The organism is Rhizobium sp. BK379 (assembly GCF_014193955.1).
Lineage (GTDB): Bacteria > Pseudomonadota > Alphaproteobacteria > Rhizobiales > Rhizobiaceae > Rhizobium.
In genome coordinates, this window is record NZ_JACIAD010000007.1 from 227,927 (window position 1) to 243,056 (window position 15,130).

The 15,130-nt window shown below is 59.2% G+C and carries 14 protein-coding genes and 1 pseudogene; 12 read left to right on the forward strand and 3 right to left on the reverse strand.

Annotation, left to right across the window (positions count from 1 at the left end):
• The first annotated feature begins 65 nt into the window (after positions 1–65).
• From FHT93_RS27140 to FHT93_RS27160, 5 genes are all read left to right on the forward strand, one after another.
• Positions 66–2,399 carry an alpha-L-rhamnosidase gene (locus tag FHT93_RS27140; protein WP_183850358.1) on the forward strand — a complete coding sequence of 778 codons (2,334 nt, stop codon included), beginning with the start codon at positions 66–68 and terminating at the stop codon, positions 2,397–2,399.
• Between the two features lie 75 nt (positions 2,400–2,474).
• Positions 2,475–3,749: an extracellular solute-binding protein gene (locus tag FHT93_RS27145; protein ID WP_113210351.1), complete on the forward strand. Its 1,275-nt coding sequence runs from the start codon at positions 2,475–2,477 to the stop codon at positions 3,747–3,749.
• Between the two features lie 64 nt (positions 3,750–3,813).
• Positions 3,814–4,677 (forward strand): sugar ABC transporter permease, encoded by an 864-nt coding sequence (locus FHT93_RS27150; protein ID WP_112545311.1) that lies wholly within the window; start codon positions 3,814–3,816, stop codon positions 4,675–4,677.
• Entirely contained in the window at positions 4,674–5,498 is an 825-nt protein-coding gene (locus tag FHT93_RS27155) for a carbohydrate ABC transporter permease (protein ID WP_113210352.1), read from the forward strand. The genes FHT93_RS27150 and FHT93_RS27155 overlap by 4 nt, the downstream gene beginning before the upstream one ends.
• A 3-nt stretch (positions 5,499–5,501) precedes the next feature.
• Positions 5,502–6,482, forward strand: coding sequence for an ATP-binding cassette domain-containing protein (locus tag FHT93_RS27160; protein ID WP_113210353.1), 981 nt, complete (start codon positions 5,502–5,504; stop codon positions 6,480–6,482).
• Between the two features lie 2 nt (positions 6,483–6,484).
• On the opposite strand, the gene FHT93_RS27165 is transcribed toward FHT93_RS27160, so the two are convergent.
• Positions 6,485–6,769 carry an acylphosphatase gene (locus tag FHT93_RS27165; protein ID WP_113146390.1) on the reverse strand — a complete coding sequence of 95 codons (285 nt, stop codon included), beginning with the start codon at positions 6,767–6,769 and terminating at the stop codon, positions 6,485–6,487.
• A 92-nt stretch (positions 6,770–6,861) separates the two neighbouring features.
• Positions 6,862–7,770: a helix-turn-helix domain-containing protein gene (locus tag FHT93_RS27170; protein WP_112545308.1), complete on the reverse strand. Its 909-nt coding sequence runs from the start codon at positions 7,768–7,770 to the stop codon at positions 6,862–6,864.
• An 85-nt stretch (positions 7,771–7,855) separates the two neighbouring features.
• On the opposite strand from FHT93_RS27170, the gene FHT93_RS27175 reads away from it, so the two are divergent.
• The 7 genes from FHT93_RS27175 to FHT93_RS27205 all read left to right on the forward strand — a co-directional run bounded on the left by FHT93_RS27175 (position 7,856) and on the right by FHT93_RS27205 (position 14,870).
• Positions 7,856–9,130, forward strand: coding sequence for an ABC transporter substrate-binding protein (locus FHT93_RS27175; RefSeq protein WP_112545307.1), 1,275 nt, complete (start codon positions 7,856–7,858; stop codon positions 9,128–9,130).
• 80 nt (positions 9,131–9,210) lie between these two features.
• Positions 9,211–10,071, forward strand: coding sequence for a sugar ABC transporter permease (locus FHT93_RS27180; RefSeq protein ID WP_183850360.1), 861 nt, complete (start codon positions 9,211–9,213; stop codon positions 10,069–10,071).
• Positions 10,068–10,904, forward strand: coding sequence for a carbohydrate ABC transporter permease (locus FHT93_RS27185; protein WP_183850362.1), 837 nt, complete (start codon positions 10,068–10,070; stop codon positions 10,902–10,904). The genes FHT93_RS27180 and FHT93_RS27185 overlap by 4 nt, the downstream gene beginning before the upstream one ends.
• A gap of 11 nt (positions 10,905–10,915) precedes the next feature.
• Positions 10,916–12,001 carry a sn-glycerol-3-phosphate ABC transporter ATP-binding protein UgpC gene (ugpC, locus tag FHT93_RS27190; protein ID WP_183850364.1) on the forward strand — a complete coding sequence of 362 codons (1,086 nt, stop codon included), beginning with the start codon at positions 10,916–10,918 and terminating at the stop codon, positions 11,999–12,001.
• Positions 12,002–12,037: 36 nt separating this feature from the next.
• Entirely contained in the window at positions 12,038–14,041 is a 2,004-nt protein-coding gene (locus tag FHT93_RS27195; protein WP_183850365.1) for an aldo/keto reductase, read from the forward strand.
• A gap of 170 nt (positions 14,042–14,211) precedes the next feature.
• Positions 14,212–14,430, forward strand: a complete 219-nt coding sequence (locus FHT93_RS27200; RefSeq protein WP_112970293.1) for a hypothetical protein — start codon at positions 14,212–14,214, stop codon at positions 14,428–14,430.
• 65 nt (positions 14,431–14,495) lie between these two features.
• Positions 14,496–14,870: a hypothetical protein gene (locus tag FHT93_RS27205; protein WP_112545301.1), complete on the forward strand. Its 375-nt coding sequence runs from the start codon at positions 14,496–14,498 to the stop codon at positions 14,868–14,870.
• 33 nt (positions 14,871–14,903) lie between these two features.
• Here FHT93_RS27205 and FHT93_RS27210 read toward each other — a convergent pair.
• A pseudogene (locus tag FHT93_RS27210) lies at positions 14,904–15,113 on the reverse strand (DUF2934 domain-containing protein); the annotation flags it as partial.
• Positions 15,114–15,130: the final 17 nt, after the last annotated feature.

The window sequence follows — 15,130 nt, forward strand, 5'->3', positions numbered from 1 at the left end:
GATATACATAGAACGATACACACGGAGCAACCGCCGGAGGAATTGGCGGTTGAGGGAGGTTCTCAATGAAGACTGTTTCGGCCCACGGCATCGCCGGGGAGGACGGCCTTGCCGGTTCTGCTTTCCGGTTCACGGCGTCAATGATCGGCCCGTCCTGCGACGGTGGCCAGGCAACATCGGGCACGTTTGTGTCGCGTGAATTCGCACTCGACGCCGTTCCTGCCGAAACAACGCTGCGTATCTCCGCGCTCGGCCTCTATCGTGCCTTCATCAACGGACAGCGCGTGGGCGATGACCTTCTGACGCCCGGATGGACCTGTTATGATGACCGGATCGCCTATCAGGCCTATGATGTCGCGAAACTCCTGCAGCCCGGCGACAATCGCATCGAGATCTGGCTCGGCGACGGCTGGTATCGCAGCCAACTGATGTGGGCGTCCAATCCGATCATCAATTGCTGGGGCGAGCAGACGGGGGCGATCGCAGAATTAAGCGCGGGCGGCGAAGCGCTCCTTAAAACCGACGACAGCTGGAAGAGCGGCTTCACTCCCGTTACGCGCAACGGGATCTATTATGGCGAAGATTATGACGCCCGCATCCGCCCGCGGGACAGCCACGGTATCGATGTTCTCTCATTCGACAAGGCTTTGCTCGTTCCGCATGAGACCGGCGCAGTCAAGGAACTGCCCGGCCTCGCTCCTGTCGATCGCTGGACCGAGAGCGACGGCCGGATCGTCTATGATTTCGGGCAGAATGCGGGCGCCTATATAAGGCTGCGGCTCGAAGGTACTGCCGGAGCGCAGGTGCGCGTCGAGCATTCCGAAGTGCTCGGCGCTGACCGCTTTTTCGACAATCGCAATTACCGCAGCGCGCGTGCCGAGCTGATCTATACGCTGTCGGGTGAAGGCGAAGAGGAATATGCGCCGCTCTTCACTTTTATGGGCTTTCGCTATGCACGCATTACCGTCACCGGCCAGGCCGAAGTGATCGCGGTCACCATGGTCCCGGTAACCTCGGTGCCGACAAGCGCCGGCGGTTTCACATCAGGCATTGCCGCCGTCAACAAGCTCGTCGACAACACCATCTGGTCGCAGCGCTCCAATTTTATCGAAGTGCCCACCGATTGCCCGCAGCGCGACGAACGCCTCGGCTGGACCGGCGATGCGCAGGTCTTCGCCGGAGCGTCCTGCTGGCTTGCCGACAGCCAGTCCTTCCTCAAGAAATATCTTCGCGATGTGATCCACGACCAGCGCGCCAATGGCGCCGTTTCGCATTTTTCACCCGATCCCACTCGATTACACCCGATCGACGGACGGGGCGACTGGGCTGGCTCGACCGGCTGGGGCGACGCGATTGTCATCATTCCCTGGCAGCTCTACCTGCATTACGGCGATGGCGCAGTGCTGGAAGAATGCTTCCCGGCGATGCTGGGCTGGCTCGAGTATCTCTGGGGAATTTCGGACGGACCGATCATACGCCCGCCCGCCGTCTGGGGCGAGCATGGCTTTACCTTCGGTGACTGGCTCCAGCCGGTTGGCGACAACAGGAAGCCACGGCCGACCGTAGCGGATGATTGCGCAGCCACCCTCTACCATTTCATTTCAACGCAGCTGACAGCAAAAATCGCCCACATTCTCGGAGAGACTGGCGAGGCCGCTCGGCTGGAAAAGCGTGCCGCCGAGATCAGGGCAGCATTCAGGAACGAGTTCTTTTCGCCCTCCGGCCGCATTGCCCATAACGACCAGACATCCTGGTCTCTGGCGTTCCTCCATGGCCTTGTCCCACCCGAATATGAGGAAGCCGCTCGCGGCTATTTCCGCAGAGTGGCAGAAGAGACCGACGGCGTCATCGGTACCGGATTCATTGGTACCCCTGCCCTGCTGCCGGCGCTAACGCGGCTCGGCATGCTGGATCTTGCCGAAAAGATGTTCCTCAACCGGAAGGTCCCAGGCTGGCTTTATCAGGTCGAACGCGGCGCGACATCGATCTGGGAACGATGGGATGCGCTTGCCGAGGACGGCACGATCTATGATCCCGATATGAACAGCTATAACCACTATGCCTACGGCGCGGTGTGCCAATGGCTCTTCGAAGATGTTGCCGGCATCAAGCCGCTGGAAGACAAGCCCGGCTTCGAGGAAGTGGCCTTCGACCCCGCGATTCTGCCTGCTCTCTCGCCGGTTTCGGCCTGGCATGACACGCGCTTCGGTCGCATCGAAGCTGGATGGACCCTGGAGGAGGGAACCGTCACATGCCGCCTGGTGCTGCCGCAGGGCGTGACCGCGCGTCTGCAAGGGAGAGGCGATCGCAAGTCGCTGCAGGCAAATGGCGCCCCGATCGAGCAAGGTGAGGAGACCAGGCTCGATGCAGGAGAACATACGATTACGTTTTCCATCTGATGCGATTGCCCGCGGGTTTTCGATCCGCGGGCAATCAGCCCAACGCATTCCGGTCTTCAAGAGGAGGAAATGACTATGCGAATGACGAAGTGCAGCATCCTTGCAGCCAGCATCATGGCTCTTGCCGCTGGAGTGGCACATGCAGATGTGACCCTCAGCGTGCTGATCGATACCAATCCGGAATCCATTGCCTCGTTCGATGCCGTTTCCAAAGCCTATATGGAAAAGCATCCGGACGTCACATTCGACGTCGAACAGCGTGCCGGTGGCTCTGAGGGTGATAACATCATCAAGACCCGGCTTGCTACGGGCGAAATGGCTGATATTTTTCAGTATAATAGCGGTTCACTCTTCCAGGCATTGAAGCCGCAGGAGACGATCGCAGATCTTTCCGACCTTCCGTCTGAAGCCGGCATTCTCGACAGTTTCAAGAAGGTCGTCACCAGCCCCGACGGCCACGTTCGCGGCCTTCCTTTTGGTCCCGCCATGGGCGGCGGCATCTTCTATAATAGAAAGATCTACGCCGATCTCGGCCTCACCCCGCCGAAGACCTGGGCGGAGTTCATGAGCAACAACGAGAAGATCAAGACAGCCGGCAAGGTAGCCGTGGCCCAGACTTACGGCACGACCTGGACGTCGCAGCTCTTCGTGCTGGCGGATTTCTATAACGTTCAGGCCGAGGTTCCGAACTTCGCGGGCGACTACACCGCCAACAAGATCAAATATGCCACCACACCTGCCGCATTGCGCGGTTTCGAACATCTCGAGGAGGTTGCGAAAGGCGGGTTCCTCAATGCGGACTTCGGCGCGGCCACCTTTGACGACGGTATGCGGATGGTGGCCACGGGAGAAGCCGCGCACTATCCGAATCTCACCTTCGGCATCGGCACCATCCAGCAGAATTTCCCTGACAACCTGAAGGACCTGGGCTTCTTTGCCCAACCCGGGACGGACGCTGCCAAGAACGGCCTGACCGTCTGGATGCCCTCGGCGCTCTATGCTTCCGCCAAGTCCGAAAACCTGGAAGAGGCCAAGAAATTCCTTGATTTCGTCGGCTCCAAGGAAGCCTGCGATCTGATGGCGAAAGCCGTTCCCTCAGGTCCTTATCTCGTCAAGGGATGCGAACTTCCGAAGGATATTCCGCCGGTCGTTTCCGACATGCTGCCCTACTTCAATGCTGACGGGCACAATGGTCCGGCACTCGAATTCCTGTCGCCGGTGAAGGGACCGGCGCTTGAGCAGATTACCGTCGAGGTCGGGACCGGCATACGCTCTGCCAAGGACGCAGCCGCTCTCTACGATCAGGATGTCGAGAAGCAGGCCAAGCAGCTTGGCCTGCCGAACTGGTAACCTTCCAGCCGCTCCCCCGCTCACCGCGTCGAGCTCTGAGTGGGGGACGCTTCACGGTGTCCGCATGACAACACGCAAGTCGCCTTATCCCTATTGGTTCGTACTGCCGGCGGCGGTGATATTCACCGTCCTCTTCCTGGTGCCAACGATCGCATCGTTCTGGTTCAGTCTCACACGTTGGGATCTCTTCACCACGCAGTTTATCGGTCTCGAGAACTACCGGCAGTTCTTCCGCGAGCCCTTCCTGATCCAGGGCCTGGTCAACACCATCATCTACGCGGTTCTGACGTCGGGCACGAAAACCGTCCTCGGTCTCCTCCTCGCAGTGCTGTTGACCTCAGGCCTGTGGGGACAAGGTCTGCTGCGCACCGTGATCTTCTTTCCGGTTCTCGTCTCGACGATCGGCGTCGGCATCACCTTCTCGGTGCTCATGCATCCGACCCGCGGGCTGATCAATGTCGCGCTTGCAGCCATTGGCATCCACGGCCCCGGCTGGCTGACCGATCCGGCTCTTGCGCTCTACTCCATCGTCTTCGTCGATCTCTGGAAAGGCATCGGCCTTGCGACCGTGATCTATATTGCCGGGCTCGCCTCAATCAGCCCGGACTATTATGAAGCCGCCCGTATCGATGGCGCGACCCGTACGCAGATGTTTTTCCGTGTCACGGTCCCGCTGGTGCGGCCCGCCACAGTGACGGTCGTGACGCTCTCGCTGATCGGCGGGCTCAGAAGTTTCGACCTGATATGGGCAATGACCCGCGGCGGGCCGGGCTTTTCCTCTGATGTTCTCGCAAGCGTCATCTACAAACAATACCAGGCAGGCTTCTATGGCCTTTCGACGGCCGGTAACGTGATCCTCTTCCTGCTCATCGGCCTCATCGTCCTGCCACTGACGGCCTGGTTCAATCGCAAGGAGGTGGATCTATGAGCCGCCGCCAGCTTTATACCGGGATTGCGGCACTGGCCGCCTGCAGCGTGATCTTCGTGCTGCCTTTCCTCTTCATCTTCGTAACGGCGGCCAAGACGAAACAGGATGCGGCTGCGCTGAAATTCAGCTGGCCGGCCGAGTGGCAGCTCTGGCAGAATTTCATGGAGGTCGTGCAGACCCGCAACTACATGCTGCTGCTCGCCTATTTCAATTCGACCGTTATCACCGTGGCGGCCGTCAGCCTGCTGGTATTGTTCGGCGCGATGGTCGGCTACGTGCTGCAGCGCCGCCCCTCGCGTTGGAATACGGTCATTTATGGATGTGTGCTCGCCGGCCTGATGATCCCGCCGGCCATTGTTCCGACCATCTGGGTACTGCAGCTGCTCGGCCTCTTCAAGACACTGTCGGGCATGGTGCTCATCCAGGTCGCCTATGGCCTCGGCTTCACGGTTCTGCTGTTTCGCAGCTTCATCGCAACCATTCCGCGGGATCTCGATGAGGCAGCGATCATCGACGGGGCAAAGCCGTTCCAAATCTTCTTTCGCGTCATTCTGCCACTTTTGAAGCCCGTCACCGTGACTGTCATTGTCGTCCAGTCTATTGCCATCTTCAATGATTTCACCAACCCGCTCTACTATCTGCCGGGCCGCGAGAACGTGACTGTGCAGCTGACGCTTTATAACTTCCAGGGCCAGTTCCAGACCCAGTTCAACCTGCTGTTCATGAACATCCTCCTGGTAACCATTCCGCCCCTGATCGTCTTCATCTTCTTCAACCGCCAGATCGTTGCAGGCATGACTGCCGGCGCAGTCAAGGGATAGGCCATGACATCAGTTGTTCTCGAAAGTGTCCGCAAGAATTTTGGCAGCCTGGAAGTCATGAAGGGCATTGATCTCACTGTTGAGCCGGGTGAGTTCTGCGTCTTCGTCGGCCCGTCCGGCTGTGGGAAATCGACGCTGCTCCGCATCATCTCGGGATTGGAGACGACAACATCGGGGCAGGTCTTCATCGACGGCAAGGACGTGACCGATGCCGAGCCATCCGAGCGCGGTATCGCCATGGTCTTCCAGTCCTATGCCCTCTACCCGCATCTGACCGTGGCGGAAAATATCGGCTTCGGCCTGTCGCTTGCCAGGCGCCCAAAGGCGGAAATCACCGAAAGGGTGAAGCAGACCGCCGATATCCTGCAGCTTTCGCATCTGCTCGATCGCAAACCAAGGGCGCTTTCGGGTGGACAACGGCAACGCGTCGCAATCGGCAGGGCGATCATCCGCAACCCCAAGGTCTTCCTGTTCGACGAGCCGCTTTCGAACCTCGACGCGTCGCTGCGTTCGCAGATGCGCATCGAGTTGACCGAGCTTCATGCCAAGCTCGGTGCCACGATGATCTACGTCACCCATGACCAGGTCGAGGCGATGACGATGGCCGACAAGATCGTCGTTCTGAACGGCGGCCAGATCGAGCAGGTCGGGACGCCGATGACGCTCTATAACAATCCGGCGAGCCCCTTCGTTGCCGGCTTCATTGGCTCTCCGAAGATGAACCTGTTCGACGGAGAGATCGCTGCGCGGGAGAATTGCCGGACCTACGGTATCCGGCCGGAGCATATCGCGCTCTCATCGATCGAAGGAAAGTGGCAGGGCAAGGTACGCCACATCGAGCGGCTCGGTGCCGACACGGTAGTCTATCTCGATGTACCGGAATTGCAGACGCTTGTCGTACGAACGGATGGCGACCGGCCGATCAAGATCGGAGAAATGCAATTCGCCTCGCCACTCGCCGAGAAGGAACACAGGTTCTCCTGATCTTACCGGACGATACGAAAGTCGCTCGGCACCTCGTCGAGCGCGGCCTCCTCTGTTTTCACCTCCGATACGGAGGAACCGGCGGGACCGCTCCAGAAACGCTCAAGCATGGAACCGGTGGCGGCTGGAGAGCCGACAATCAGAGCGCTGACCGAGCCGTCGGCCTCATTCCGCACCCAGCCGGTCAAGCCGAGCTGCAGGGCCTGACCGCGGGCCCAGGCGCGATAACCGACGCCCTGCACCCCGCCGGTAATGCGTACACGAAAAGCATCCTGGCTGGTTGTCATTTTGAAGTCCTCTCTGACATCCGGGTAGTCATTCCAGGCTGTCGCTCGTTCCAATCGCGCAAACGGTTCCGAGAGGCAGATCGAACGGCATCTCAACCGGCGACGGAGATGTTTCCTATCACTGAGCGTATATCGCGCCGGAAGTCGGATGGGGACATGCCGGCAATATTCCGGAACGACTTGTTGAATGCACTGATCGACCCGAACCCACTATCCATCGCGATCTGAAGCACATTCGAGCCCTCGCCCATCAACTGTGCCTGGGCATGCGAAAGACGCAGCAGATTGAGATATTTGCTGATCGTCATGCCGGTCGTTTTCTTGAACAGGTTCATCGCATATTTCGGATGGAGCTCGACCGCGCGGGCAATCTCGACCGTATCGATATCCTGCAGGAAATTGCTCGCGATGAAGTCGCACATGCGAGCAACGCTGCGGGACAAATGTGCGTTGGGCTGCTCAAGTTCGTCGGCGCTATCGTCGGGCGTCATTGAGTAGGAATCCAAGGCAATCCGCTCGATGCGGAGAAGCAATTCGTCAACGGCATGCTGCGTTTTCCGCGGGTCGCCGGACCTGGCATAGTCATACCAACGCGGAAAATTTGCCTCGTCGGCCGCATCGGTCGCAGATGTCAGCAGGATCTCCCCCTTCATCAGACGGGTGCCTATGGTCGGAGGCAGGCGCATCTTGAAGAAATAAACGAGCGGCAAATGCGCGCCGGCATAGAGAGAATCATCTGAGGATTCGTCCATCTGATGCGGCTGCCCGCCCCAGAACAGGCACATCTGACCGGCCTTGAGGCTGACTTCATGGCCATTCATGCGGTAGTGAACGTCGCCACGCATGATATAATTGACCTCGACCTGCGCATGCCAGTGCGGCATCGCCATGACCGGCGGATGGGCGTAAAACATCTGAAGCGCCATCGGCATGCCTTCAATGGTGCTCGCACCAGGCTGGTAAACAGGTTTGCCGACGACCTTACTTTCCGCCAATTCGATATTCCCTTTTTATGAGACAGCCGTTTCCGCCGCGTTAGATTAGCCCTGTTCGCTCAGCGACAGCAATTGAAAAGGGAGGATTTTCATGCGCTCTAAACTCATAACGGCAACGACAGCGCTCGTGCTGCTTGCATCCGGATCTGCCTATGCGCAATCCGCTACGCTTACCATCTGGAGCTGGAACGTCGCAGCTTCCGCTCTCAAATCGACGATCGAGGGCTTCAACAAGCAGTTCCCCGACATCAAGGTCGATGTCCAGGATCTCGGCAACCAGCAGGTCTTCGACAAGACGCTCGCCGCCTGCGCCGCCGGCGGCGACGGCCTTCCCGATATCGTGACGATCGAGAACTTCGAGGCGGAAATCTTCTGGAGCCGTTTCCCGGATTGCTTCGCCAATCTGAAGGATCTCGGCTACAACGCCGACATGCAGTCGAAATTCCCCGATTTCAAGCGCACAGAGCTTGAGATCGGCGATGTCGCCTATGCCATGCCGTGGGATTCCGGTCCGGTCACCGTCTTCTATCGTCGCGATTACTACGAAAAGGCCGGTGTCGATCCGAAGTCGATTGCAACCTGGGACGATTTCATTGCCGCCGGCAAGAAGATCTCGGCAGCCAATCCCGGCGTCGTGATGGGCCAGGCCGATTTCAACGGCGACAGCGAATGGTTCCGCATGCTCGCCAACGAACAGGGCTGCGGCTATTTCTCGACCGACGGCCAATCGATCACCGTCAACCAGCCGGCTTGCGTCCAGACGCTGGAAAAAGTCAAGGCGATGAAGGATGCCGGCACGCTGACGGCAGCAAACTGGGACGAAAAGATCTCCTCCAACACCGCCGGCAAAGTCGCAAGCCAGGTCTTCGGCGGCTGGTATGAAGGCACGATCCGTTCCGGCTCTCCCGATCTGTCGGGCAAGTGGGGTGTCTACGCCATGCCCGGCATGAGCGCGGACAGCCCGCATGCTGCCAACCTCGGCGGCTCCTCGCTCGCCATCAATGCCAATTCGCAGAACAAGGAAGCAGCCTTCAAGTATCTGACCTACGCACTCACCACCAATGAGGGCCAGGTCACGATGCTGAAGTCGTTCGGCCTCGTGCCGTCGCTGCTGTCGGCCGTGCAGGATCCCTTCGTCAACGAGCCACAGCCCTATTGGGGCGGCCAGAAGATCTGGGCCGACATCCTCGCTACCCTGCCGAAGATCGTGCCGAGCCGCGGCACGGCCTTCCAGACTGACGCGGATGCAATCTACAAGACGACGCAGACGAAGTATTTCGCCGGCGGCTATCCCGATGCGAAGGCGGCTCTCGACGACGCCGCCAAACAGATCGCCTCGGCGACGGGTCTTCCGATCGCTCAATGAATGGCAAGCCGGGCGCCGAAGCGCCCGGCCTCGCCTGCCGCGGGAGGCGGCAGGCACATTCGTTTCGGTAAGGAGGTACCATGCCGATCAGAAACCGGAGCGCCTACGCGTTCCTTGCGCCCTATCTTCTGGTCTTTGCCGCGTTCTGGCTCTGGCCGATCATCAATTCATTTCTGATCTCGTTCCAGAATACGCGCATCAATCCGTGGAAATTCAGCCTGCAGGCCAATTGGGGGCGCCTCTTTAGCGACCCGGCCTTCTATAACGCCGTCTATAATACGCTTATCATCCTGGTCATCCAGGTGCCGGTCATGATTACGCTGGCAACCATCATGGCCGTGCTGCTCAATTCGCCGCTTCTGAAAGCGCGCGCCCTGTTCCGTTTCGCCTTTTTTGCGCCGGTTGTAGTTGGCGAGGTCGCCTATGCAGCGGTGTTCAGGCTGATGTTCAATCTCGATTTCGGCATCATCAACAAGCTGATCGGCGCAGCAGGTCTTGCCCCCGTTTCCTGGTTCGACAATGCCAATGCCGCCATGATCGTCATCATTATCGCCGTTACCTGGCGATGGGCGGGTTACAACGCCATCATCATTCTGGCTGGCCTGCAATCGATCCCAGAGGATGTCTATGAGGCGGCGACGCTCGATCGCGTCAGCAAGCTGCAGCAATTCTTCCACATCACCCTGCCCCTCCTGAAGCCGATCATCCTGTTCTGCGTGGTCTTGTCGGTCATCGGCACGATGCAACTCTTCGCCGAGCCCTTCCTGATCACCAATCGCGGTGGTCCAGGCGGCGGCACCGAGACACTGGGCCTGCTCCTCTATCGCCAGGGCTTCACCTCGCTGAATTTCGGCTACGCTTCGGCAATTGCCTATACGATGGCAGCACTCGCAGTGGCGATCTCGCTTCTCAATCTCTGGGTCGGGAGGGAACCGAAATGAGATCCAAATCGCAATCGCTTCTCGTGCGCAAGATTGCCCTGCACGCTTTCCTGCTGCCACTGGCGATCATCTGGCTCTTTCCGCTCTGGATGATGTTCGTCTTCTCGACTATGCCGGATTACGGCATTTTCAGCCCGCAGATCGTACTCTGGCCCTCGACCAATTTTGTCGCGAACTTCCAGAACCTGCAGGCGGACACGAACTTCATCGGCGCCATGATGATCTCAATCGTCGTCGCCACCGTCTATACCGTCCTGTCAGTGATGCTGACCTCCATGGCCGGCTGGGCGCTCGCCCGCTACCGCTTCGTCGGCCGTTCGCTTGTCATCGCCATCATCCTTGGCACGATCACGCTTCCCTATTTCGTCGTGGTCATTCCACAATTCATCATGGTGGCGCGCGAGTTCAAGCTCGCCAACACCTGGATCGCACTCATCGTGCCGCCGCTCTTTAATTCGCTCGGCGTGCTCTTCATGCGGCAATCCTTTTCCATGATGCCGAATGATCTTTTCGATGCGGCCCGCGTCGAGGGCGTCAAGGAGTGGCAGATCTTCCTGCGCATTGCATTGCCGCTGGCGCGCCCGACCATGGCGGCACTCGCGATCATCCTCTTCCTCGCCTCTTGGAACAATTATCTCTGGCCGCTGCTGATCAATTCGAAGCCGGGCATGATGACGGCTCCTGTGGCACTCGGTGTGCTGATCGGCCTCACCAAGGTTTCCTGGGGCGGCATCATGGCGGGTGCGGTGCTTCTGACGGCACCGATACTCGTCGTCTTCGTGGCTCTGCAGCGTCACTTCATCGCTGGCATTGCGGCCGGCGCAATCAAATAATCGAGGGGCCTATGGCAGAGCTTTCACTCAACAATATCGTCAAGCGCTACGGCGCGCTTGAAATCATTCACGGCGCCGACCTCGCCGTGAAGGACGGCGAGTTCGTCGTCTTCGTCGGCCCCTCCGGCTGTGGCAAGTCCACGCTCTTGCGCATGATCGCCGGCCTTGAGGATATTACCGGCGGTGAACTGAAGATCGGCGGCCGTGTTGTCAACGACGTCGAGCCGGCCGACCGTGGCATCGCCATGGTCTTCCAATCCTACGCGCTCTATCCGCATCTGACCGTCGAGGAGAACCTGAGCTTCGGCCTGCGTATGAATGGCAATCCGAAGGCAGATACCGAACGGCGTGTGCGCCATGTCGCAGAGATCCTGCAGATTACTGAACTGATGAAGCGCCGGCCGAAGCAGCTATCCGGCGGCCAGCGGCAGCGCGTGGCGATCGGCCGGGCCATCGTGCGCGAACCACAGGTCTTCCTGTTCGACGAGCCGTTATCGAACCTCGACGCGGAACTGCGGGTGCAGATGCGCGTCGAGATCTCCAGGCTGCACAAGCAGCTCGGCACGACGATGATCTATGTGACACACGACCAGACGGAGGCAATGACGCTCGCCGACAAGATTGTCGTTCTGCGCGCCGGCAATATCGAACAGATCGGCGCGCCGCTCGATCTCTATGACGATCCGGCTAACCAGTTCGTCGCCGGCTTCGTCGGCTCGCCGAAAATGAATTTCCTCAAGGCCGAGGTCGCCGAGATACAGGCAGGCAAGGCGACAGTCGTGCTTGCAGACGACAGAATGGTGCGCCTCGAGGTACCCTTGCACGACCCGTCCATCACATCGGGGACTTCAGTCACACTCGGCATTCGGCCGGAGCATTTCGGTGAGGCAGCTCGGGGCGAATCGGATCTGACGGTTGCCGTCGATGTCGCCGAGCACCTCGGCAACACCAGCTACATCTACGCAAATTTCGGCGGCGACCAGCTCATCATAGAACAGCCAGAATCCCGCAACCTCGGCAAGACCGAGCGGCTGACGGTGTCGCTGTCCGCCGCCCGCACCTTCCTGTTCGATACCGCCGGCAAGCGGCTTCGATAACGTGATCCCAAGACTGAAATACGAAAGAGGATAGTCATGACTTCAGATAATCCGATCCGCTGGGGCATTATCGGCCCCGGCACTATCGCCCGCACCTTTGCCGATGGCGTCGCGCATTCACGCACCGGCAAGCTGGTGGCCATCGCGACCCGCAACCCCGATAAGCCGGGCCTCGCCGACGGCTTTCCTGGCGCGCGTATCGTCAATGGTTACGAAGCACTGCTAGGGGACAACGAAGTCGACGCGATCTATATCGCCACGCCGCATACCGGCCACGCCGAATGGGCCATCAAGGCGATCCGCGCCGGCAAGCATGTGCTGGTCGAAAAGCCGATCGCTCTCTCAGCCTATGATGCCGAGGCGATCTACTATGAGGCGAAAAAGGCCGGCGTCTTTGCCGGTGAAGCCTTCATGTATCGCGTCCATCCGCAGACCGAAAAGCTGGTAGAACTTGTCAAGAGCGGCGTGATCGGCGAAATCCGCATCATCCGCTCGAGCTTCGGCTTCAGCATGGGGACATACAGGCCGGAACACCGCCTGTTTGCCAATGAAACGGCTGGCGGCGGCATTCTGGATGTCGGGGGCTATCCCGTTTCCATGGCCCGGCTGATCGCGGGTGCGGCGGCGGACAAACCCTTCCTCGATCCGGAAAAGGTTTCGGGTGTGGCCCATCTCGGCCAGTCCGGTGTCGATGAATGGGCGTCGGCCGTACTCAAATTCCCCAACGAAATCATAGCCGAGGTCTCATGCTCGATCATGGCGCAGCAGGACAATGTGCTGCGCATCATTGGCTCGCAGGGCCGTATCGAGGTGAAGGATTTCTGGTTCGCCTCCGGTCACAAGGGCGGGGTCGGCAAGATCGAGATCTTCAAGAATGGCGAGCAGGAAACAATCGAAGTCAAGGAAGACCGCTGGCTTTACTCCTTCGAAGCGGATGCTGCCGGTGACGCGATCCGCGCCGGCGAGAAGGAATTCCGCTCACCCGGCATGAGCTGGGCGGACTCGATCAACAATCTGAAGGTGCTCGACCAATGGCGCGCTTCGGTTGGCCTCGAATATGGTGTCGAGAAAGCCGCCAAGCGCACCGTGAACATTGCCGGCGACGCCGTCCGGCGCGGCAACTCCATTCCGCAGCGCCAGATCCCCGGCATTTCCAAGCCCGCTTCGGTCGTCACCCTCGGTTTCGAATTCTTCCCGAGTTTCGCAGCCGCCTCCCTGACGCTCGACACCTTTTATGAAGCCGGTGGCAATGTCTTCGATACGGCCTTCGTCTATGGCGGCGGCAAGACGGAGAGCATTTTTGGCGACTGGCATACAAGCCGGCAGGTACCACGCGAGGAGATCGTGCTAATCGGCAAGGGCGCCCATTCGCCGCTCTGCTATCCTGATGTCATCAGCAAGCAGCTCGACCAGTCTCTCAACCGCCTGAAGACCGATTATGTCGATATCTACTTCATGCATCGCGACAATACCGATGTACCTGTCGGTGAATTCGTCGATGCCATGGATGCCGAGGTCAAGCGCGGCCGCATCCGCGGCATCTTCGGCGGCTCGAACTGGACGCGCGAGCGTTTCGACGAAGCGATTGCCTATGCGAGAAAGAACGGCAAGGCAGCGCCCGCCGCCCTTTCCAACAACTTCTCGCTTGCCGAAATGCTCGATCCGATCTGGGCCGGCTGCGTTGCCGCTTCCGATGACGAGTGGAAAAATTGGCTGAACGAAAAGCAGATCCCGAACTTTGCCTGGTCGAGCCAGGGCCGCGGTTTCTTCACCGACCGGGCCGGCCGCGACAAGCGTGACGACGAGGAGATCGTGCGCTGCTGGTATTCGGATCGCAATTTCGAACGGCGTGACCGCGCGATCGCGCTTGCCAAGGAGCTTGGCCGGCATCCGATCCATATCGCACTTGCCTATGTCATCGCCAAACCCTTCCCGGTCATTCCGCTGATCGGGCCGCGCACGATCGCAGAACTGGAAGACAGCCTTTCGGCGTTGGACATCAAGCTGACGCCCGAACAGGTGAAATGGCTGGAAGCCTGATACCCTCTTACGGAGAACGCGTTACGATAAGCGGCAGGCCTCAGCGCCTGCCGCTTTTCTGTTGCGCGACGGCGCACGGGCCAACGACAACTAATCCGTCAGTGTTGCATTCTCGCCATTGCCCTCAACCATAGGTCATCTAGTGTGTGCCCGCACCAGGGAGCAAGGCAATGACGCGAACGGTTTGGCCGAAAGAAGTCCTGACGTCGGAGACGATGAATTTTCTCGACGGCATTCACCAGGAATGGTGTGCGGCCGCGCGTTGCGGCCGTAGCAGCAATCTCGGAATGGCAAAGGCGAAAGCGCTGGTCGACTGGTTCGAATTCGGTGTGCGCGACCGCGGTGAATTGCTCGGCCTGCTGTCGGAAGATTTTTCTGGCGCCGCCTGATGGCCCCACTTGTTTTTGCCGTATCGGCGCTACCTCCCTCAGAACGGTACCATGAGGAGACGCGCTTGCGTAAACATCTAGTATTATTCGGCATTATCCTGTTTCCAGCGGCAGCCTTCGCGCAATCTCCGGATCTGGAGGCGACATGTCAGTCAGTCGCAAAAGGCTTCTTCATGAGCGATCAGCTTTTGATCGGCACCGTTCAATCTTTCCCGGAACTCAAGCCACCGGGCGTCCGCATGACCTATTCGACGCGACCGGGGACCGCACCGGGAGAGATGACCGACGAGTTCGAGTGCGAATTCGACAAAGCCGACAAGCCGCATCATCTCGCGCGGTTCTGCGTGTCGAATACCTGTTATTCGCCGAGTGAAGATGATGCCGATCGAAAGCGCCGCTTCGAGGAAGCGCGAATTCTACTGGAGCGAACCGAGAAGTAATCTACCTATGCGCGACTAGCGGCGCGTATGAATGTCTCCGCTCTCACCGGCGCCTTGGAGCAAAGCAGCATCGTCGCGATCGTCCTCATCGATCAATTCCTGCATCGTCTCGTGTTCGTCATCGTCGCTGAATTCGTCGGATGCCTGCAGCCAATGCCGAAGTGCCGCTCCTTCCGGTCGGCCCTCCTGCTCCCAAATCTCGTAGGCGCGCTGCCGAATTGCTTCTTCTTTGTCCCTAGCCATTCTGTTACCTCCAACCG

Excerpts from the sequence above, each read along its gene's own strand:
- FHT93_RS27150 (WP_112545311.1), top strand. The coding sequence starts at position 3,814 with ATGACAACACGCAAGTCGCCTTATCCCTATTGGTTCGTACTGCCGGCG.
- FHT93_RS27195 (WP_183850365.1), top strand. The coding sequence starts at position 12,038 with ATGACTTCAGATAATCCGATCCGCTGGGGCATTATCGGCCCCGGCACT.
- FHT93_RS27140 (WP_183850358.1), top strand. The coding sequence starts at position 66 with ATGAAGACTGTTTCGGCCCACGGCATCGCCGGGGAGGACGGCCTTGCC.
- FHT93_RS27180 (WP_183850360.1), top strand. The coding sequence starts at position 9,211 with ATGCCGATCAGAAACCGGAGCGCCTACGCGTTCCTTGCGCCCTATCTT.
- FHT93_RS27175 (WP_112545307.1), top strand. The coding sequence starts at position 7,856 with ATGCGCTCTAAACTCATAACGGCAACGACAGCGCTCGTGCTGCTTGCA.
- FHT93_RS27160 (WP_113210353.1), top strand. The coding sequence starts at position 5,502 with ATGACATCAGTTGTTCTCGAAAGTGTCCGCAAGAATTTTGGCAGCCTG.
- FHT93_RS27145 (WP_113210351.1), top strand. The coding sequence starts at position 2,475 with ATGCGAATGACGAAGTGCAGCATCCTTGCAGCCAGCATCATGGCTCTT.
- FHT93_RS27155 (WP_113210352.1), top strand. The coding sequence starts at position 4,674 with ATGAGCCGCCGCCAGCTTTATACCGGGATTGCGGCACTGGCCGCCTGC.
- ugpC (WP_183850364.1), top strand. The coding sequence starts at position 10,916 with ATGGCAGAGCTTTCACTCAACAATATCGTCAAGCGCTACGGCGCGCTT.
- FHT93_RS27200 (WP_112970293.1), top strand. The coding sequence starts at position 14,212 with ATGACGCGAACGGTTTGGCCGAAAGAAGTCCTGACGTCGGAGACGATG.
- FHT93_RS27165 (WP_113146390.1), bottom strand. The coding sequence starts at position 6,769 with ATGACAACCAGCCAGGATGCTTTTCGTGTACGCATTACCGGCGGGGTG.
- FHT93_RS27185 (WP_183850362.1), top strand. The coding sequence starts at position 10,068 with ATGAGATCCAAATCGCAATCGCTTCTCGTGCGCAAGATTGCCCTGCAC.